We start from the raw sequence: 20,394 nt of genomic DNA, 5'->3' as shown, positions 1-20,394 counted from the left end.
CTAACCCTCCGCGATCTGACCGGCAAGGAGATCGAGCTGTTGATCAGCTACCGGCTCATGACGGACGAGGAGAAACGGCAGACGCTGGAGCTCATGAAGCAGCTCGCCGCCGATCGGGAAAACTTGAACACCAATCATTCAAAGTTGAACACAAAAGAAGTGAAATAACAACTCAAATTTTACTTCTTAATTAAAGTGAGTTAAAAATACACGCTGTTTTTAACTCTGTAATTAAAACTTTATCACTTTTATTTTAATTAAATAAAAAAACCGCCCTACCCTGTTGCAGCAGGATAGAGCGGCTCGCGTAACCACAGGGGTCACACATAAGACGCGTCAACGTCTATAGTAGATTATACTTATTTGTGCCCCTTGTGTCAAACTATATTTTTGAACAAGGGGGATTTTTATGCCTATTTACAAAACCGGAAGGACGAAGGACGGAAAAACCCAGTACCGCGTCGTCGTCAACTATACCGATACCAACGGCGAATATAAACAGCTTTCACAGCGAGTATATGGTAGAACCGAAGCAAAGAATGCCGAAGCTGCGCTGGAGCGGAAGGTACAGGAGAAGGAGTTCTCAAAGCGAATCACCCTCCGTCAACTGTATGAGGAGTATATCGCGACTAAGGTTCACGAGGTACGCACATCGTCATTGAACAAGACAAAATCCATTCTCAAAAACCATGTGCTCAACACTGATCTTTCCAATCAGCGAATTGATCGCCTCACTGTCCCGGTCCTTCAAGAATGGAAGAACAGACTCGGTCAGAAAGATATCATGATATCAACAAAGAATAATGCGATTCGCGAGCTGAACGCCCTGCTCAACTATGCTGTGAGAATGGAATACCTGCCGAAGAATCCCTTACGGAACGTCGGTAAATTCAAAGACGCCTACTTCACAGCGAAGCCGGAGCAGTACCAATACTATACTCTGGAACAGTTTGACCGCTACTATCAGGCGGCTTTGAGCTGTCGCCGCAACCTAACCGATTATGCATGCTGTGTGTTCTTCTATCTGCTCTTCTATTCAGGACTGCGTAAGGGTGAGATGAACGCCCTGAAATGGTCCGATCTCGAAGGCAATATATTCCATGTGCGTAGAAGCATCAATCAGAAGATCAAAGGCTACGAGGAAACGCCGCCGAAAAATCCGTCATCCTACCGGGACGTTAAAATGCCGAAGAACGCGATGAAGGTGATCGAGGATCACCGGGCACTCCTTGAGCAGACCGGTCAATTCACCGAGGACTGGCGGCTCTGCGGAGGTATCAAGCCGATCACCGACACTAATTTGGAAAACCATAATACCGCCTACGCTGAGTTGGCAGGCTTACATCACATCACGATTCATGAATTCAGGCACAGTCACGCGACCCTGTTAATCAACAACGGTGTCAGTTTGCTTGAAGTGCAAAGACGTCTTGGCCATTCAGATATCAAAACCACCATGAGAACCTACGCACATCTCTACCCGTCCACTGAAGAAGCAACCTTAAAAATGCTCGAAAATTTGTAACAAAGAAACGACCATGAAATTCGTGCTAATTTCATGTCAAAAAGAAAAAGAACCCCGCAAAATGCGAGGTTCTTTCGTTTTTGGTGGAGATGGCGGGAATCGAACCCGCGTCCGAAAACAGTTCCACAAGGTTTTCTCCGAGTGCAGTTATTGTTTTAGGATTCCCCCGACGACGCGCCCAATAACAGGCTCGTCGCTTCGGTAGCCTTTCATGTGTGACAGCTTAAAGGCGTAGGCTGTTCACAGAAACCGCTGTCGACGCCTTGTCCCGGGGCGCGGTACTCCCGGGCAGACGAGCTGCATTAAGCAGCTAAAGCAACTTTATTGTTGTCGTTTGTTTTTAAGTTGAGGCTTTTAGAGCGGCGCCTCACCGCTACTCGCTTACCAAGCTTCGCCGTCCCCGTCGAAACCTTTACATCCCCATATAGGCAACGCTTGCGCGCTGCGTGAGATTTGCGGTAGTATCCGCAAATGAATTGTGTATATCACACACGAAGTTTGCTTGCACGAATACTGATACAATTGACCGAGCAAAGCGAGAAACAATCACCGTTAACGGTTTATCGGTTTTGCTCCTTCATGGCTCGTTCGATATCGCGCTTGGCGCTCTTGCGGGCGGCGTCCTCACGCTTATCATAGAGCTTCTTGCCCTTACAGAGACCGAGCTCCAGCTTCACGAAACTGCCCTTGAAGTAGACCGAGAGCGGGATCAGCGACAGACCCTGCTGCTGCAGGGTGCCGAAGAGCTTATTGATCTCTCGCTTATGCATCAAAAGCTTTCTGACGCGCATGGGGTCCTTGCCCCAGATATTGCCGTGGTCATACGGACTGATATGCATACCGTTGACGAACAGCTCACCCTTGACGATACTGCACCAGCTGTCCTTTAGGTTCACTCTCCCCTGTCTGAGAGACTTCACCTCGGTACCGGCGAGCTCGATACCCGCCTCATACTTCTCCTCGATAAAGTAATCGTGGTACGCCTTCTTATTATTGGCGATGATCTTGATATTATCCATCACAGCTCACTCCTGCCCTCAAGCGCTCGCGCGAGCGTTACGTCGTCGGCATATTCCAGATCGCCGCCCACGGGGATACCGTAGGCAAGGCGCGTCACGCGGATATCCAGCGGCTTTAGCAGTCGCGAGAGATACATCGCGGTCGCCTCACCCTCGACGGTGGGATTGGTCGCCATGATTACCTCGGTGACCTCGCCGTTGTTCAGGCGGGACAGCAGCTGCTTGATCGTCAGTTGGTCGGGACCAATTCCGTTAAGGGGCGAGATTACGCCGTGCAGAACGTGATACACGCCCTTATACTCGCCGGTGCCCTCGATCGCGATCGCGTCGCGGGGTGTCTCTACCACACAGATCACACTCTTGTCACGGCTTTCGTTGCGGCAGATCGGACAGCGATCCTGATCGGAAAAGTTACAACAGACCTCACAGCGGCGTATCTTATGATGAGCGTCGATGATGGCTTCGGAAAATTCCTTTGCGCGATCCTCAGACATGTTGAGCACATGGTAAGCCAGCCGCTGAGCCGACTTGCTGCCGATACCCGGCAGACGCTCGAACTGCTCGATCAGCCGCTGCAGAGGGGCTACGTTGTAGGAAGCCATCAGAATAAGCCGCCCAGTCCGCCGAGGTTCATGCCGCCGGAGATCTTATCCATCGTCTCTTCCTTATCGGTATTCGCCTTGCGGATCGCCTCGTTCACTGCGGCGGTGACAAGATCCTGCAGCATCTCGATATCCTCGGGATCAACAACATCGGGAGAGATCTCGAGCTTCTTGACCTCCAGCTCGCCGGACACGGTCACGTTGACCATACCGCCGCCTGCGGAAGCGCTGTATTCCTTAGCGTTCAGTTCCTCGGTAGCAGACTCCATCTGCTCCTGCATCTTCTGCGCCTGGCGAGCGAGCTGCTGGATGTTCTGAGCGCCGCCGCCACCGTAACCCTGGGGTAATCTTGCTTTCATTTATATCATCCTTTCGGTTATTCCTCCGTGACGTTGACGCCGGAGGATTTGAGTTTATTGATAAAGTTGTCGAGGACCTCGTCCTTACTCACCTGCTTCTCGGGGAGTTTGTAAGGACCGAGCTTATAGACCTTGCCGGTGACCTCCTGTACCGCCTTGCGGATCTCTTCGCGCTGGGCGGATTTTTTAAGCAGTTCGAAAGCGATCTCGTGATCGGTCTCGATCAACAGATAGTCGCCGCTGACATAGGCATTGGTGTTTTCGAACGCTGCCGAGATCGCGCGCGAATAATGGCGCAGATTCGATACGACGTCCTGCCACATCGAGAAGGGGGTCGCATTGTTATACAGTGCCTCCATATCCACACCCTTTCGGCGGGATGCGGGAGCGGGAGATGCCGGTTGAACAGGCTGCGCGGGCTCGGCCGGAGCGGAAAACTCGGGAATCGTCTCGGCAGGCGGTTCAGATTCATCGATAACGGGCTGCGAATCGGGCTGTACCGGCTTCGGCTCTTCCGTAACAGGCTCAGGCTTATCCTCTTTTACAGGAACAGGCTCAGGCTGTCTGACCGGTTCGGGAACGGGCGCTGCCGGCAGTACCGCCGACGCAGCCGTGACCGCGCCGCTTTGCAGAAGTTTCACGGTCTTTTCGAGCGCCGTCACTCGGGCAAAAAGCGCGTTATCCGTCTGATCAAGCTCGGGAGAGCACAGCTTCACGAGCGCCATCTCCAACTCGATACGCGGCAACGCACTGTCGCGCATACCCGAACGCGCACGGGCGAGCACATCCATGTCATAGATCACGTCGGCAAGGCTGAGATACGCCGCCTGAGCCACTGCCGCGTCAAATTCGCGGTCGCTCATGACGACCAGCTCACGCGGACGGCTGACGGTCTTGATCAGCATCAAGGAACGAAAATGCCCCTGTAATTCCTCACACAACGACGCCATATCCTTGCTGTCCTTATACAGGCTGTCAATGATCTCAAGCGCCTTCTGCGCGTTCTTGTTGATCACGCAGTTCGCAAGCTCAAAGATATGACCCTGAGCGGCTAAGCCGGCGGCGGAACGGACGACCTCGGCGGAAACATCCGTCGAAATACCGATACAGCGGTCGAGCAGAGAGATCGCGTCGCGCATCGCTCCGTCGGCGATCACAGCGATCAGGAGCGCCGCCTCATCGCTGAGGGTCACGCCTTCCTTTCCGGCGATCTCATGCAGTCGAGCGGAGATATCGGCGGGACTGATGCGGTGGAAGTCGAAGCGCTGACAACGGGACAGGATCGTCTCGGGAATCTTATTCACCTCGGTAGTCGCGAGGATAAACACAACATGAGCGGGCGGCTCCTCCAGCGTTTTCAAGAGGGCGTTCCACGCGTCGCGCGAGAGCATGTGCACCTCGTCGACGATATATACGCGGTACTTGGCGCGTGCGGGAGCGAAAGCTACCTCGTCGATGATCGCGCGGATATCGTCGATACCGCGGTTGGATGCGGCGTCCATCTCGACAACGTCGAGGATCTCGCCGCTGTCGATGCCGCGGCAGTTCGCGCACTCGCCGCAGGGGTCGCCGTCGCGGATATCGAGGCAGTTGACAGCCTTGGCGAGAATCTTGGCACAGGTGGTCTTACCCGTACCGCGGGAGCCGGTGAAGAGATAAGCGTGGTGGACGCGGTTCATCCTGAGCTCATTGCGCAGGGTATCGGTCACATGATCCTGCCCGTACACATCCTCAAAGGAACGCGGACGATACTTGCGGTATAATACCTGATACACAGCTGATCTCTCCCTTCAATCACGGAATAAGAAAAGCGCAAGCCGCAGCCATTACGGCTGAGTGATGTAGATAAGTGAACGACAGACTTACTGTATCGCATCTCCGAGAACACTTAATGCTGCTCGCTTCCGCGCCTGACATGATTCATGGCCGGAAATCGTACAGGGCCTGCCGCTCGCTTATCCACACCATGGACGGCTTGCGAACAAAGCTATTATAACATACTGCTATGATAAAAGCAAGTACTTATTTTTGTCGTTTTATCAGCTTAAATATCGCCGAATAATTCCGTAGAATATCGAAAATGATCTGCTTTTATTGATTGCCCTTTATTCTTTCCCAATACGCTTTATAAGCCTGCTCGGTCTTGTTCTCGCCGTACTGATAATAGACATGATCCTTGATGTCGTCGGGGAGGTACTGCTGATACGTCCAGTGGTTGGGATACAGATGGGGATAGATATAGTTCTGACCCTTTTCGGCGCGTTCCTCGCCGTCGTAATGCACGTTTTGCAGCTGACGGGGCACGACTTGACCCAGTCCTGCGCGCACATCCTCCTGCGCGGCGGAGATCGCGCTCTCACCGGAATTTGACTTCGGCGCAAGACAGACCATGATCACCGCGTCGGCGAGCGGGATACGCGCCTCGGGGAAGCCGACCTGCATCGCGATATCGACGCAGGACTTGACGATGGGGATGATCTGCGGATACGCCAATCCCACATCCTCACACGCGCACACCACCAGGCGGCGGCAGGCGGAGATCAGATCGCCCGCTTCGACCAACCGCGCAAGATAAAACAGCGCCGCGTCGACGTCGGAACCGCGCATGCTCTTCTGATACGCCGAGATCACGTCATAGTGAGAATCACCGTCGCGGTCATAACGAGCACCGGAGCGCTGGGTGAGGGACTTCGCAAGCTCCTCATCGACAGACAGCACCTCTTCCCCGTCCGCCGCGAGCACACAGAGCTCGACGGCATTCAGCGACTTGCGTACATCGCCGCCGCATGCTGAGCAGATATGCGCCTTTGCCTCATCGGAGAAGGCAATCTCCTTACCCAGTTCTTCGCCGAGCACACGGATGGCGCGCTCGATGGCGCGAAGGATCTCGGACGGCTCAACGGGCTTGAATTCAAACACCGTCGAACGGGAAAGGATCGCGTTGTAGATATAGAAATAGGGGTTCTCGGTGGTAGAGGCGATCAGGGTGATCGAGCCGTTCTCGATATACTCGAGCAGGGTCTGCTGCTGCTTCTTGTTCAGGTACTGGATCTCATCCAGATACAGCAGTACGCCGTTCATCCCCTCAAAGGTATTCAGGCTCGAGACGATCTCCTTGATATCGGCGGTAGAGGCGGTGGTGCCGTTGAGCTTCTTGAAGCTTCGGTTGGTGATCCGCGCGATATAGGAGGCGAGCGTCGTTTTGCCCACGCCGGAGGGACCGTAGAAGATCAGGTTGGGGATATTCCCGCTCTCGATGATCCTGCGCAGGGGACGTCCGGGAGCCAGCAGCTCCTTCTGTCCGACGATATCCTCCAGCGACTGCGGGCGCAGTCGATCGGCAAGCGGTGTGTTCATAGTAATTCCTCCGGAATTATTGATACTAATCCTTGATAAAAACCTTTATCAAGGATTAGTATTTGAATAATACATACTGAATAATGAAGGGCGGGACACCCGCACCCGAATCATTATAATTGCTCGAGCACAGCGAGTCACCGCCACTATTCACTATTCTCTATTCACTCTTTACTCATAAAGCGGGTACTTCTCGCACAGGGCGGCTACCTTCGCGAGTACCGCATCCTTGTTGCCCTCGAAGTCCTTGATCACGAGGCTGATGCACTCGGCGATCACGTCCATATCCTCTTCGACAAGACCGCGGGTCGTCACGGCGGCGGTACCGATACGGATACCGGAGGTAACGAACGGAGAGAGCGGCTCGCCGGGGATGGTGTTCTTGTTGACGGTGATATGCACCTCGTCAAGGTTATGCTCGAGCTCCTTGCCGGTCACGCCGTCCTCACGCAGATCCATCAGCATGACATGGTTGTCGGTGCCGCCGGAAACCAGCTTGTGGCCGCGCTTTACAAGACCGTCAGCCAACGCCTTGCAGTTCTTGACGATCTGCTCGGCATATGCCTTGAACTCGGGCTGCATCGCTTCCTTGAAGCAAACCGCCTTCGCAGCGATGATGTGCATGAGCGGACCGCCCTGCATACCGGGGAACAGCGCCTTGTCGATCGCCTTGGCGTACTTCTCCTTGCACAGGATCATACCGCCGCGGGGACCGCGGAGAGTCTTATGAGTAGTGGTGGTAACAAAATCGGAGTACGGTACGGGATTCTCGTGCTGACCGCCGGCAACAAGACCCGCGATATGCGCCATATCGACCATCAGCAGAGCGCCGACCTCGTCGCAGATCTCACGGAATCTCTTGAAATCGATCGCACGGGGATAAGCGGAAGCGCCGCAGACGATCATCTTCGGCTTGCATTCCTTCGCGATCTCCAGCACCTTATCATAATCGATCAGATGGGTCACGGGATCAACGCCGTAGCTGACGAAGTTGAAGTACTTGCCGCTGAGGTTGACGGGTGAGCCGTGGGTCAGGTGACCGCCCTCGGAAAGGCTCATACCCATAACGGTATCGCCGGGCTCGAGCATTGCGAAATAGACGGTCTGGTTCGCCTGGGAACCGGAGTGGGGCTGAACATTAGCGTGCTCGGCGCCGAACAGCTCACATGCACGCTGACGGGCGATATCCTCGGCGATATCGACAGCGTAGCAGCCGCCGTAGTAGCGCTTGGAGGGATAACCCTCGGCATACTTGTTAGTCAATACAGAGCCCATCGCCGCCATAACAGCGGGAGAAACGATGTTCTCGCTGGCGATCAGCTCGAGGTTCTGACGCTGGCGCTGCAGCTCCTGAGCCATCGCGCCGCCGATCTCCTCATCATAATTCCTGACAAAACCGATAGAATCCATTAAGTCCTTGTACATTCATATACCTCCAAATGTTTTTTCAAATACATGTCTGTTGGGTCTATGCAATATTTATATAAACGCAATCTCAACGATTGCTTTGTCTGATCTCGTCGATCAAAGTCCTCAGATCCGCGAGCGTTTCCATCGAGAAGGCGAGGTTACGGAGCTTCGCGGCATTTTTGAAGCCTTTCAGATAATAAGCGGTATGCTTACGTGCTTCACGCATGCCGACGCGCTCGCCCTTATAGGCGACTAAACGCTCGATATGTCCGAGGAGAACCGAGCACTTTTCGTCAAGCGTCGGTTTCGGAATTATAATTCCATTATCGAAATATTCATTGATCTCACGGAACACCCACGGATTGCCGAGCGCTCCTCTGCCGATCATGATATAATCACAGCCGGTGTACTCAAGCATATGCACGGCGGTCTCGACGTCACAGATATCGCCGTTGCCGATCACGGGGATCGTCAGCGCACGCTTGACCTCGCGGATGATATCGAAGTTGACGGGAGGCGCGTAAAACTGCTTGCGCGTTCTTCCGTGAACGGTCACTGCCCGGGCGCCGTTTTCTTCGACAATTTTCGCGACCTCGACAGCGTTGATGTGGTCTTCGTCAAAGCCTGAGCGGATCTTTACCGTCACAGGGATTTCCACCGCACGGCTGACAGCATGAACGATCCTTCCGCACAGGTCGGGATCGCGCATCAGCGCCGCGCCTGACCCGGAGCCCGCGATCTTCGGAGCGGGACAGCCCATATTGATATCGATGGCCTCGGGACGGTACTGCATCGCGAACCTCGCCGCGTCCGCCATCGTCTCGGGCTCGGTGCCGAAGATCTGCACCGCGCAGGGACGCTCCGCATCGGAAAGCGCCATCAGTTCGGCGCTCTTCTTCGAGTGATAGGCGATACCCTTAGAGCTGACCATCTCGCTCACGCAGTAGCCTGCGCCGAACTCCATACACAGCTCTCGAAAGGCACGGTCAGCCACGCCCGCCATCGGCGCCAGCGCCGCGTGACCCTGCAGTGTTAAATCACCGATCTGCATATCACAGACCTCTGCGCATGGTGCGCTTACTGACCAGCACGCCGACCAATACAGCGATACCGAGCGCAACACAAAGCCACATCACAATACCGGAAAACATCGACGTATCGGATACCGCTACGTCGGGGATCACCACGGCGGTCGCCTCGATGACCTCGCCCTGATTCACCTGCGGCAGCTCCTGCAGGTGTTCGGGCTCCTCATAGCCGGTGGTCACATCCTCATCATAACCGTAGATGTACTCATAGATCGGCTCCTGTTCGATCGGAACGGGAGCGGTCTGTACGTCGTCGGGGACGGAGCCGTCCGCAATAGGCGTATCGCGATCACCCTCAGCATAGGGGACGCTGTTGTCATAGGGAGTATCTCCGGGCGCTGCAAACGCGTGAAGCGTACACAGCGAGAGTACCGCGATCAGCACGATGGACAGCGATATGAACTTGTTAAGAATAGCTTGTCTTTTCATTTGTACCTCATGTCCGCAGAAGAATGATGTCCTACCTATTTCAACGTGTCATATTATAGCAAAGCCCCGGACTTTTTTCAAGACCGGGACTTTAAGTTTGAGGTTATTCACAGTTATTTACTTGTTTTGTAAAAGACTTGACAGCGCATTTGCCAAATATTCTCCTGTACGACAGGCTTCCTCGGGGGTATTCGCGTCGGTACCGACCTCGATCAGAAGCGAACCGTTGTTAAAATTCATATTATAGACATACTCGCCGAAGTTTAGCGGACGGGTCATACCCGGGTACATATCCTCACACTTCTTCTGCAATTGCATCGCAAATATCAGGTTCTCATCCCAGAAGGGAAAATCTCCGGACGTATCATAACCGGTCATAATCATGATCTGCGCCGCTTTCTGCCCGTTATAGGTGAAGGTCGGCTTATATTTGGTGCCGTCCTGTGCGGTCATCGAATCGCGGTGAAGGTCGATCGTGATCTTGATATCCGGGTATTTTTCGGCATAATTGCTGATCGTATCCCACGAACGCGCATACGAGCCCTCGTAGGACGGATAATCGTGCAGGGTACTGTCATGCACCGCGCCGATCCCTTTCTCACGCAGGGTATCGACCAGCTTCTCTCCCACCGACATCACGCCTTGATCGGGATCGGTGGAGCGAGGATAGAAATCCTCGTAATACTCGCCCGTATCCTCCGGCAGATAGCTCTCGCAGGTATGAGTATGATAGATCAACACCTGTACCGAATGATTGTCCTTGATATCAAAGGGCAGCTTTGCGGATAAAAGCGCTTCGGGATCGAGCGGAAAATCGGTCGTGTTGCGGATATTAATATTCTCATAGGTTTCTGTGCCGTTGGTGACCGAGGTCTCCACCACGGGATATGAGGCTCCCGTATGGTTGTAGTTCTGCGGACGTTCGGCAGACTCCGAAGACTGCGTCGGTGTATCTGCAAGTGGTTTTTTCACCTTATGTTTCTCGCTTACCTCCGTCGGAGCTTTTTTATCCGATTCGGTCGGTGCTGAAAGCGAGCCGTTGATAAAGCGCAGTCTGCCGGCGAGAAGCGCCGCGTCCTCAGACAGTGGGAGACATCCGCTCGCTCGGTATGCCGTTGCATAAAGAGATACGCCCGCCACGAGCGCCAGCGATATCATTGCCAAAACCGTCTTCCATCGTGATTTCTTCATTCTCTCACCTTTTACACATTTTGATAGATTTATATGCCGATCAGACTCTGTTTATACATAGTTTGTTCGGTTGCAATCCTCGACCGCATATGATAGAATGTATAAAAGCAGGTGATTAGTATGGGTATCATTATCAACGCGGACGATTTCGGGATGAATGAGCACTGCACAAAAGCGATCGCGCAATGCTTCAGGGACGGTTTAGTGACCGATACCACCATCATGGCGAACGGTGAATACTTCGACGAGGCAGTGAAGCTTGCGAAGGAGCAGGGCTTTTTCGACAGGATCGGCATCCATCTGAATCTGACTCAGGGCGTGCCGCTGACCGAGGGTATCAAGAGCTGTGACGCCTTTGTCGAGAACGGCAGGTTCTTCCATCGCGGCAACCGGATCAGACTTCTGTCCGAAAGCGAGCAGGAGACCGTGTATTTTGAGCTCTGCGCCCAGATCGAGAAGGTGCAAAGCGCCGGAATCCATATTACCCACGCCGACTCACACCACTATATCCATACCCGCAGTGTGATTGCGCCGCTCGCGGTACACGCCTGCAAGGAACACGGGATCTACAAAATAAGGCTCGGCAAAAACTTCGGCGATATCCCGGAGCATGAACGAATGCACAATGCAGAGTTCAATCAGTGGCTGCAACGTCAGAAGATTCGGACGACACGATACTTCGGCGCGCTGCGCCAAAACACGGATCTCCGCATTTTTGACAGCACAGAGATACTCGTCCATCCCGATTTTGACAGGGACGGCGTACTGATCGACCGCTGCGGAACAGAGAATGGCTTCCCGACGGGAATGAAGCTCCCGAACCTCGGACAGATCACAAAACTCACTTTATTCTCGTACAAAGATATGTAAACAAGCCCCGCTGTACTCAGCGGGGTTTTCTTACAAGAGATCAAGCAGATCGTCGGTATCGAGGTCGGGCTGGAGCGCCATATTGACGGAGAGCGAGATCAGGTGAGCCGCACGGTCGATCAGCAGGTCGACCTCCTTCGGCGTGACCACCATACTTCGACCTTGGGGCGAGACTGCCTTACTGAGTTCTACGCCCATCCGCTCGTCGTCGATATCCAACAGATCGAACGCGAGCGTCAGTGCGTCTACGACCGTCGGAACACCGATCGCTACGACCGGGATCCCCATCGTCGAGCGATCGATCCTCAGCCGATGGTTACCCACCCCCGCGCCGGGAGAGATTCCCGCGTCGGAGATCTGAACGGTACAGCCGAGTCGCTCGAGCCTGCGCGAGGCGAGCGCGTCGATCACGACAAGCGCCGAAGGGCGTACACTGCGGATGATCCCCATAAGCAGCTCACCCGTCTCGATCCCTGTCTGACCGGTAACGCCGGTGTTCATTACAGCGACTGCCCTGAGCCTGTCCAATCCCGTTGAACGCGCGATCTCGCCGGTGATATGACGGGTCGCGAGCACCTTTGACGCGGTCTTGGGTCCCAGCGCGTCGGGCGTGATCTCGATATTGCCCAGTCCCGCGACCAGCACCAGTCCGTTCACGGGAAGTAATCGTCCGATCTCTTCCGACAGCGTTCGGATGCGGGTATCGGTATCGCGGATGTTATCCGTCAGCGGCGGCAGCTCGATCGTCACATAAGAGCCCATCGGCTTTTTGAGCAGCTGCGCTGCCCGCTCGGTCGTGATGCACAGGCGCTCGATTATCAGCCCTCCCCTTTCTTCCTCGCTGTACCGGGCGCCTTTGATATCTTCGCCCAGCAGTTCGCGTTCTTCGACCGCGAGGTCGGTTCTGCGTTCCATCGTCATTCCCCATTTCATCTATCGATCACCATTATTATGCACGAAAAGAATCTTTACATTCAGATAACAGTATGTTAATATAAATGTGTATAATGTTTATTGAATAAAAATGTAAAGAGTGATAAAATGAAACACAAAATTCTTTCCGTGCTGCTCGCGTTTACTATACTGGGAAGCGCAGGCTTTACGGCAAGAGCCGCTGAGATCGAAGCCGCCGGAACCGGCTATGCGGACGACGTTGCCGTTGTAGCGGCGGATTATGCCGCTGTCGGCAGTGAGCTCGAACCGGACACAGCTCTCCCGAGCGCATACAGCAGCCGCGATATAGGATATGTCACGCCGGTGCGCCAACAGAAGTATAACACCTGCTGGATATACAGCTCCACTGCTTCTCTGGAAACGCTGATGCTCAAAAACAACAAACGTTCCGGGCACCTGTCCACCATGCATATGAACTACTGGGGCACCGTCAACGAGCGAGGGAACGGCTGGCATAGAAGCATCTCCGACGCGGGATATCCTTACATCTCGCTGGGTTATCTTACCTCCTTCGGCGCTTTGACCAACTCCGTCTTTCCGGAAAGCATGACGACGAGTGACTTTGAAACGCTCAAGGGCAGCCTCTATCCCTATGTCAGCGTAAGCTCCATCGTCTACCTCGCCGCCTCTGACAGAGATACGGTAAAGACCGCCGTCTACAACTACGGCGGCGCGATCGGCAACTTTCATTACTACGGCGGCAGCCTAAACGACAGCTCGACCGCCTACTACTTTGATGAAGAAGGCTTGGCGACAAATCAGCTCAACGGTCATGCGGTTGAGATCGTCGGTTGGGATGACAACTACAGCAGGCTTAACTTCAATTCCTCCCATCAGCCGGAGAATAACGGTGCGTGGCTGTGCAAAAACAGCTGGGGTCCGAGCTTCGGCGATAACGGTTACTTCTGGATTTCTTATGAGGATAAGTATCTCTTTGATTCCCGTTTCGGTCCGAGCTACGCGATCACCGGATACACGGATATGAACGCCGTTACACAGATCAAGCAGAACGAGATATACGGAGCGACCTATGAGTTCAATTATATCAAGAAGCTTAATCCTCGCGCAAACCGCATGACTTATGCGAATGTGCTGGATTTCAGCGACGGTTATCATAACGTCGACAAGGTAATCTTTGAATCGACCGCCGAGGGCGCCGACTACACCGTCAGCTATATTCCGGTTGATGAAAACGGCGTTCCGACCGACAACGCTTCGCTTTGGACAACCTTAGCGGAGGGCAGAGTCGAGCATCAAGGATATATCTGTGCTGAGATCGACAACATATCCGTTCCGATCGGCAAGGGAGCGATCGGGGTAACGCTCAAGGGCAGCGGGAATATCGGTATCGGCGTTGATGAATGGCTCACCAGCAGCGGAAACTACCTCTTCCGCCCCGAGTCGGAAAAAGGTCAGAGCTTCATGATCGGCTATGACATCGAGCCTACCGATGTGATGGACTTCTACAAGAGCATTCTCAACGATGATATCGGCGGTACCTTCATCATCAAGGCTATATGCACAAGCGACGAAGTTCTCGGCGATATTGACGGTGACGGCGAATTCACGATCATCGACATCACTTTGATACAGCGTATGCATGCCGAGATGATCGAATTTACCGACAGACAGATTCGACAGGCGGACTATGATAACGACGGTGAAGCAAATATCATCGACTGCACGCTCATGCAGCGCAAGCTGAACACCATCGTATAACACAATGATAAAGGGGCTGTTCCGACAGCCCCTTTGCTATACCCTTGTTGCTCCGTCAACGTAGATATATCCCTGAAAGATCCAGTTATCTCTGCCCTGCGACGGATTATCCACCGGAAGAGTATCAAGATAGAACGTCGTGCCGCTGTAGGCGGAGTTGGAGCAGATCATCTTGTCCCCTTCTATTTCCTCAACAACCGCTACATGACCCGGGCCGCCGTCCGCATAGCTCCAGCATGCGATTGCTCCGCGCCGCGGAATGTCGCCGTAATCATAGATCCCGTTGTCGCGGTTATAATCAAACCATGTTCCCGCATCATACGGCGAAAGCTCGGGCTTTTTCCCAGTCAGCTCATAAGCTCTGCCCCACGCGTAGCAGGTGCAGTTCGGCATTCCGTAACCCGCGTTGTAAAAAATATTGTCCGATGAATAGTAACAGTTATCTGTCAGCTCCGGAGCTCTCAGCCGCGGCTGAAAAGCGCTCTGTACCGCCTCGGTCGGCAACTCGTCCGGCGTAGCTTGTTCGGTAGGCTCCGTCGCTTTTACCGTCTGCAACGTCTGTACCGTTTCCGGTACATGCTCCTGCCTGACGGACGCCGCGATCGCCGCGACTGAACATACCGTCAGGAGGAGAATCATCAGCACCGCTGACCAGCGTATCTTGATTACCATTTGATCACTCCCTATATACCAAAAGTATATGCAGAAGCGGGACAAAATATGTACATGCGAAAAAGGCTCCCGAAGGAGCCTTTCTTTTAATCACATCACATAAAACAGGATAGCAAAGAACTGCAGCATCGCGCCGATCAGAACAAAAACATGGAATACGCTGTGAACATAACGTACACGCTTACCGACGGCATAGAGGACCGCTCCGAAAGTATAAGCGATACCGCCGAGAAGGATCAACAGAAAGCCCGTCTTACCCAGCGCTTCGACAGCAAGCTTCAGCACAGCTACGATGCACCAGCCCATACCGATGTAACAAACCATCGAAATCTTCTCAAAACGCTTGAGATCTACTGCATTCAAGGTGACCGCTACGGCGGCGAGCGTCCACTCCACGCCGAAGATCGCCCATGCAACGTCGGGATTAAGCGGAAGGATCGCGACCAGCAGGATCGGCGTATAGGTACCCGCGATCAGTAAATAGATATCGCAGTGATCTATCACGCGCATGACGCGCTTCGCCTTACCGGGCTTCAAGCCGTGATACACGCTCGATACCATGAACATGATGAGTAGGGTCGCGCCGTAGATCGCGCCTGAGACGATCGCCCAACCGTTATCATGAGAAGCGCCCGTAACGATCAGCAGCACAAGTGCTACAATCGCAAAAGCGATTCCGACTATATGGATCGTCATATTGGCGATCTCTTCCCCTCGGGTATAATCCCTGAGCGGAACCTTACGCTGCAGTCTCTCCTCTCTCAAATCGCCCCTGAGGGCTCGGGAGGTATTCATCATGAATCCTCGCGTTCATCACCGGTGAAAAACAGCGCTACGGTGCCGGTACCGGTATGGCAGCCGATAGTCGTACCGATATCAAAGATCGGGATGTCCTTGACATGCTTGAAGCGAGAGAGCACCAGATCCCTGACGAACTCAGCATCCTCCAGACAATCGGAGTTGGAGATATAACACAGACCGGCATAGTTTCTGCCGTTGTCGGCATGTTGCTCCATCTTATCCACAAGCGCGGTGAGCACCTTCTTCTTGGTACGGATTTTGGAGATCGGCTTGAGCTTACCCTCGGGGCTGACGCACAGCAGCGGACAGATCTCGAAAATACCGCCTATAACGCCGCTGACCTTGGAAACTCTGCCGCCCTTGATATAGTAGGTCAGATCGGTCGAGCAGAACCAGTGCTGTACCGAACGGCAATTATCCTTCGCCCACTGATAAAGGGTGTCTATATCTACGCCTTCGGCACGTTTCTGTGACAGAAGGGTGACGAATACACCGACGCCCGAAGACGCACACAGCGAATCAACGACATAGATCTTACGGTCGGGGTACTCGGATTTCAACATTTTTGCAGCAGCGTTCGCGCTCTGGACAGTGTTGGAGATACCGGAGCTCAGGCAGACATGCAGAATATCCTTCCCCTCCTTCAGAAGGTCGCGGAAATAGTCGACGTATTCGCCGACGGAAACCTGTGAGGTAGAGGTATCGGCTCCGTTGCGGATGTAGCCGTAGAACTCCTTTGCGCTCATATTACGGTACAGATCATCCGTATAGGATTTTCCGTTAACAACAAAGTGAAAGCCGATATAGCGTACGTCGATCTTCTCGAACATCTCAGGGGTCATATCGGCAGTCGTACAGGTACTGATCAAATAACTCATTGTAAAAAAACTCCCTTTCGTACCGTTTCCGTTCAATACTTTGTGCTGATACGGAATCGGAAAACATTTGCTGACAGGAATTTTGCATCCGTCTTTTACACCTATCATTGTACACAGATCGTGTCAAATCGCAATCTATTCATCTCAAAATCCAATCTACAGTTGCCCCTTCGCCATTCTACGGCAAAAAAAGAATGAGTAGAGCGCCTCAAAGGTACTCTACCCATAGTAGAAACTCAGTTTTTATCCTGTTTTTTGGGATTCGGCTTGATTGAAAAAGCAAAGATGATGATAATCTGAGCCGGAATCGCGAGCAGAAAAAGCTGCCACCAGTTTTGATCCAAAGCGCTCAGATAAATCAGTGTAATGATGCTCCAAGCAAGCCCCGAGATGATGTACAGATTCAAAGCGCGATCGCCCCAGATCGAGTTGAGCACCAGTAGGGTGATCAGTGAAACGGGAATCGCACAGACAAACACCAGCCAACTGAAAATACCGGCAAGCCACAGCACCACGAACACCAGCACTGCCAAGGCCCAGATACCGGCGAGAACAGTCAGTGTAATGAAGCGACGACTGTAGCGACGGGGCTCGTCAACGGGCTTTGGCGTCTCCTCTGCTTCATCATGCGGATTCAACAACCAATCAACTGTAACGCCCGCCAGATCAGCGATCGTCTTGAGGACAAAGACGTCGGGAATCGATTCGCCGCGCTCCCACTTCGATACGCTTTTATCGGAGTAGTTGAGCTTCTCGCCCAGCTGCGCCTGAGTCATACCAAGCGACGTCCTGAGCTTTGTTATATTTTCAGCAACAATCTTCTTGCGCTCTTCCATATTACCACCAATTAATTATCATCAGTTTCATAAGTATAGCATAAGCAGGTAGATAAATCAAGTCCCCATTCCGTCGTGAACGGTTTCAAAACGAACAAGCGCTTTTGATCCGATCGATTCAAAAGCGCTGTTATTATTCTATTAAAGAACTTTAGCTAAAAAGCTTTTCAAGCGGTCGCTTTGCGGATGATCGAAGATATCCTCGGGCGTACCCTCCTCGACGATCTTGCCCCCGTCCATAAAGACAACGCGGGATCCTACCTCGCGGGCAAAGCCCATCTCGTGGGTAACAGTCACCATCGTCATGCCCTCTTTCGCAAGCTCCTTCATTACGTCCAGCACCTCGCCGACCATCTCGGGGTCGAGCGCAGAGGTAGGCTCGTCGAAGAGCATCACCTCGGGTTCCATGCACAGAGCACGAACGATAGCGATACGCTGCTTCTGACCGCCCGAGAGTTGGGAGGGATAGGAGTCCGCTCTATCGGAGAGACCGACGCGCTCAAGCAGCTCACGCGCCTTTTCCTCGGCCTGCTGCTTACTCTTATGCAGCAGCTTCTCGGGACCGATGGTCATATTGCGCAGAACAGTCATGTTCGGGAAGAGGTTGAAGTGCTGGAACACCATACCCATCTTCTGGCGATGCTTATTGATATTGACATGAGGCGCGTTGATGTCCACGCCGTCAAAAAGTATCTCACCGGATGTCGGGAGTTCCAAAAGGTTCAGCGAACGCAGAAAGGTCGACTTACCGGAGCCGGAGGGACCGATGATGACGATGACCTCGCCGCGGCTGATTTCCATATCAACGCCGTCAAGCGCATGGATCGTTCCCTCACGGTAGTGCTTTTTCAGGTTGTTAACCTTAATCAATGTGTTAACGCTCACTCTTACGCAGCCTCCTCTCGATAATGCCGACGATCCATGTCAACAGCATGACGATCGCCAAATAGATCAGCGCCACTGCGATCAGCGGCATAAAAGCGGAGAAGGTAGCGCCGCGGATAGCGTTACCGGCGCGAGTCAGATCGACAACGCCTACGTAACCCGCGACAGAGGTCTCCTTCAACAGCGCGATAAACTCGTTGAGCAGGGTGGGCAGAACGTTCTTCAGTACCTGCGGAATGATGATATAAACCATCGTCTGTACATAATTGAAGCCGATGGAACGGCCCGCCTCGAACTGTCCCTTGTCGATCGACATGATACCGCCGCGCAGAATCTCGGCGACATAAGCGCCGGAGTTGATACCGAAAGCGAGGGTAGCAATCATGATATCGTTGGTGGATGAAGCGAAGATGATAAAATAGATGATCAACAGCTGTACGACGACCGGCGTACCGCGGATCACGGTCAAATACACCTTGCTCAGTCCGTTGAAAAAGCCAAGCACATAGTAGCCGATGCTCTTATTGTGCTTCATGTTCTCCTTATTATTGTCGTAGGTAGTACGCACAGCAGCGATCACGATACCGATCGCGATGCCTAACAGTGCGGCAAACAGCGTGATGCGCAGGGTGTTGCCCAAGCCGTTTAACAGCGACCTCCAGCGGTCTTTCTCGATAAAATTCAGCTTGAACTGCGATACCAGATCATCATACCAGTGCGGCTCGCTGATCTGTGCGCCGTCGGCGGCGACAGACTCGGCAGCCGCGGGCATGCAAAACAGCATCGAGATACTCAGCAGCACGACGCCGCATATCAGCAGTGAAATCAGTCTTTTCTTTCTCATCCTCAGTCCCCTATTCCCGGACAGTTTTATAAATGCACGAAAACAGGGCGGAGTGATCCGCCCTGTCAAGCGTTACGGTTTGATTATTTCGCGGTGATGTACTTGTCGATGATGCTCTGGACGGTACCGTCAGCGATGAGCTCCTTGAGCGCGCCGTTGACCTTATCCTTGAGCTCGGTGTTATCCTTCGCGAAGCAGATCGCATAGTCCTCCTGGATGTACTTGGTATCGAGGATCTTCAGACCTGCGGTAGCGGCAACATAGGACTTTGCGGGCTCGTTATCGATAACAACAGCATCGATCTTACCGGAAGCGAGCGCGGCAACAGCGTCGTTACCGGTCTGGAACTCGGTGACGCGCTCAGCGGCAGCGTCGCCCAGGTCCTCGGTGATGTAAAGATCGCCGGTGGTGGAGAGCTGTACGCCGACCTTGTAGGTAGCGCCCTCAGCCAGGATATCGTCAACAGAGGTGATGGGGCTGTCTTCCTTAACGATGACGGACTGGATACCGGTAGCGTAGCTGTCGGAGAAGTCAACAGACTGCTTTCTCTCCTCGTTAACGGTCATACCCGCCATACCCATGTCGTACTTACCGGTCTGAACGCCGGTGATGATGGAATCGAACTCGATGTCGACGACCTTCAGCTCCATGCCGAGCTTATCAGCGATCGCCTTAGCGACGTCAACGTCGATACCGACGATGTCCTCGCCCTCATAATACTCATAGGGAGCGAAATAAGCGTTGGTAGCCATGGTCAGTGTGCCGCCGGTTTTCTGGTCAGCGGTAGCCTGGTCGGCAGTAGCCTTATCCTCGGTCTTGGAAGCAGCCTCGGTCGCCTTGGTGTCACCGCTCTTGCCGCAGCCTGCGAGAACTGCAACGGAAGCGATCATTGCGACTGCCAGTACAATAGCAAGAATCTTTTTCATTTCTTTTACCTCTTTCTCAAATTCTCTTG

At 53.3% G+C, this 20,394-nt stretch carries 21 protein-coding genes and 2 other RNA genes; 3 read left to right on the top strand and 20 right to left on the bottom strand.

Annotated elements, in window-relative coordinates; translation table 11 throughout:
• Positions 1-138 (bottom strand): hypothetical protein, encoded by a 138-nt coding sequence (locus R2I50_RS03850; protein WP_316607788.1) that lies wholly within the window; start codon positions 136-138, stop codon positions 1-3.
• A 271-nt stretch (positions 139-409) separates the two neighbouring features.
• Here R2I50_RS03850 and R2I50_RS03845 point away from each other — a divergent pair, with 271 nt between their 5' ends.
• A complete protein-coding gene (locus R2I50_RS03845) occupies positions 410-1,525 on the top strand; it encodes a site-specific integrase (protein WP_316607786.1) in 1,116 nt (371 codons plus the stop codon).
• Between the two features lie 81 nt (positions 1,526-1,606).
• Here R2I50_RS03845 and ssrA read toward each other — a convergent pair.
• From ssrA to spoIIP, 11 genes are all read right to left on the bottom strand, one after another.
• Positions 1,607-1,947: a transfer-messenger RNA gene (ssrA, locus tag R2I50_RS03840) on the bottom strand.
• A 138-nt stretch (positions 1,948-2,085) separates the two neighbouring features.
• Entirely contained in the window at positions 2,086-2,544 is a 459-nt protein-coding gene (smpB, locus tag R2I50_RS03835) for an SsrA-binding protein SmpB (RefSeq protein WP_316607785.1), read from the bottom strand.
• On the bottom strand, positions 2,544-3,146 hold the full coding sequence (recR, locus tag R2I50_RS03830) for a recombination mediator RecR (RefSeq protein WP_316607784.1): 603 nt from the start codon (positions 3,144-3,146) through the stop codon (positions 2,544-2,546). The genes smpB and recR overlap by 1 nt, the downstream gene beginning before the upstream one ends.
• Positions 3,146-3,505 carry a YbaB/EbfC family nucleoid-associated protein gene (locus R2I50_RS03825; RefSeq protein WP_316607783.1) on the bottom strand — a complete coding sequence of 120 codons (360 nt, stop codon included), beginning with the start codon at positions 3,503-3,505 and terminating at the stop codon, positions 3,146-3,148. Before R2I50_RS03825 ends, recR begins: the two co-directional genes overlap by 1 nt.
• Positions 3,506-3,522: 17 nt before the next feature.
• The gene (gene dnaX / locus R2I50_RS03820; RefSeq protein ID WP_316607782.1) at positions 3,523-5,280 is read right to left on the bottom strand and encodes a DNA polymerase III subunit gamma/tau; all 1,758 of its coding nucleotides are present in this window, start codon (positions 5,278-5,280) and stop codon (positions 3,523-3,525) included.
• A 76-nt stretch (positions 5,281-5,356) separates the two neighbouring features.
• Positions 5,357-5,455: signal recognition particle sRNA small type (gene ffs / locus R2I50_RS03815), an RNA gene on the bottom strand.
• 141 nt (positions 5,456-5,596) lie between these two features.
• The gene (locus R2I50_RS03810) at positions 5,597-6,862 is read right to left on the bottom strand and encodes a replication-associated recombination protein A (RefSeq protein WP_316607781.1); all 1,266 of its coding nucleotides are present in this window, start codon (positions 6,860-6,862) and stop codon (positions 5,597-5,599) included.
• Positions 6,863-7,033: 171 nt separating this feature from the next.
• Positions 7,034-8,287 carry a serine hydroxymethyltransferase gene (gene glyA / locus R2I50_RS03805; RefSeq protein ID WP_316607780.1) on the bottom strand — a complete coding sequence of 418 codons (1,254 nt, stop codon included), beginning with the start codon at positions 8,285-8,287 and terminating at the stop codon, positions 7,034-7,036.
• Between the two features lie 70 nt (positions 8,288-8,357).
• Positions 8,358-9,323 (bottom strand): tRNA dihydrouridine synthase DusB, encoded by a 966-nt coding sequence (gene dusB / locus R2I50_RS03800; protein ID WP_316607779.1) that lies wholly within the window; start codon positions 9,321-9,323, stop codon positions 8,358-8,360.
• Between the two features lies 1 nt (position 9,324).
• Positions 9,325-9,789, bottom strand: a complete 465-nt coding sequence (locus R2I50_RS03795) for a hypothetical protein (RefSeq protein WP_316607778.1) — start codon at positions 9,787-9,789, stop codon at positions 9,325-9,327.
• A gap of 117 nt (positions 9,790-9,906) precedes the next feature.
• Positions 9,907-10,980 (bottom strand): stage II sporulation protein P, encoded by a 1,074-nt coding sequence (gene spoIIP, locus R2I50_RS03790; RefSeq protein WP_316607777.1) that lies wholly within the window; start codon positions 10,978-10,980, stop codon positions 9,907-9,909.
• Positions 10,981-11,100: 120 nt separating this feature from the next.
• Here spoIIP and R2I50_RS03785 point away from each other — a divergent pair, with 120 nt between their 5' ends.
• Positions 11,101-11,850, top strand: coding sequence for a ChbG/HpnK family deacetylase (locus R2I50_RS03785; RefSeq protein WP_316607776.1), 750 nt, complete (start codon positions 11,101-11,103; stop codon positions 11,848-11,850).
• A 30-nt stretch (positions 11,851-11,880) separates the two neighbouring features.
• Here the strand turns inward: R2I50_RS03785 and gpr are convergent, their stop codons facing one another.
• Positions 11,881-12,783, bottom strand: coding sequence for a GPR endopeptidase (gene gpr, locus R2I50_RS03780; RefSeq protein ID WP_316607775.1), 903 nt, complete (start codon positions 12,781-12,783; stop codon positions 11,881-11,883).
• Positions 12,784-12,891: 108 nt separating this feature from the next.
• On the opposite strand from gpr, the gene R2I50_RS03775 reads away from it, so the two are divergent.
• Positions 12,892-14,523 carry a C1 family peptidase gene (locus R2I50_RS03775; protein ID WP_316607774.1) on the top strand — a complete coding sequence of 544 codons (1,632 nt, stop codon included), beginning with the start codon at positions 12,892-12,894 and terminating at the stop codon, positions 14,521-14,523.
• A 36-nt stretch (positions 14,524-14,559) separates the two neighbouring features.
• On the opposite strand, the gene R2I50_RS03770 is transcribed toward R2I50_RS03775, so the two are convergent.
• The 7 genes from R2I50_RS03770 to R2I50_RS03740 all read right to left on the bottom strand — a co-directional run bounded on the left by R2I50_RS03770 (position 14,560) and on the right by R2I50_RS03740 (position 20,365).
• Positions 14,560-15,195, bottom strand: a complete 636-nt coding sequence (locus R2I50_RS03770; RefSeq protein WP_316607773.1) for a CHAP domain-containing protein — start codon at positions 15,193-15,195, stop codon at positions 14,560-14,562.
• A gap of 90 nt (positions 15,196-15,285) precedes the next feature.
• Positions 15,286-15,993 carry a hemolysin III family protein gene (locus R2I50_RS03765; RefSeq protein WP_316607772.1) on the bottom strand — a complete coding sequence of 236 codons (708 nt, stop codon included), beginning with the start codon at positions 15,991-15,993 and terminating at the stop codon, positions 15,286-15,288.
• Positions 15,990-16,874 carry a DegV family protein gene (locus R2I50_RS03760; protein ID WP_316607771.1) on the bottom strand — a complete coding sequence of 295 codons (885 nt, stop codon included), beginning with the start codon at positions 16,872-16,874 and terminating at the stop codon, positions 15,990-15,992. Before R2I50_RS03760 ends, R2I50_RS03765 begins: the two co-directional genes overlap by 4 nt.
• A 236-nt stretch (positions 16,875-17,110) precedes the next feature.
• Positions 17,111-17,710 (bottom strand): helix-turn-helix domain-containing protein, encoded by a 600-nt coding sequence (locus R2I50_RS03755; protein WP_316607770.1) that lies wholly within the window; start codon positions 17,708-17,710, stop codon positions 17,111-17,113.
• Between the two features lie 141 nt (positions 17,711-17,851).
• A complete protein-coding gene (locus R2I50_RS03750; RefSeq protein WP_399552831.1) occupies positions 17,852-18,580 on the bottom strand; it encodes an amino acid ABC transporter ATP-binding protein in 729 nt (242 codons plus the stop codon).
• Positions 18,581-18,584: 4 nt separating this feature from the next.
• Positions 18,585-19,439, bottom strand: a complete 855-nt coding sequence (locus R2I50_RS03745; RefSeq protein ID WP_316607767.1) for an amino acid ABC transporter permease — start codon at positions 19,437-19,439, stop codon at positions 18,585-18,587.
• A gap of 83 nt (positions 19,440-19,522) precedes the next feature.
• The gene (locus tag R2I50_RS03740) at positions 19,523-20,365 is read right to left on the bottom strand and encodes a transporter substrate-binding domain-containing protein (RefSeq protein WP_316607766.1); all 843 of its coding nucleotides are present in this window, start codon (positions 20,363-20,365) and stop codon (positions 19,523-19,525) included.
• Positions 20,366-20,394 lie beyond the last annotated feature (29 nt).

The sequence above is a fragment of the uncultured Ruminococcus sp. genome (assembly GCA_902785355.1).
Classification (GTDB): domain Bacteria; phylum Bacillota; class Clostridia; order Oscillospirales; family Acutalibacteraceae; genus Ruminococcoides.
Note: the sequence above shows the minus strand (reverse complement) of the source record. Positions and strands in the feature narration are given on the sequence as shown.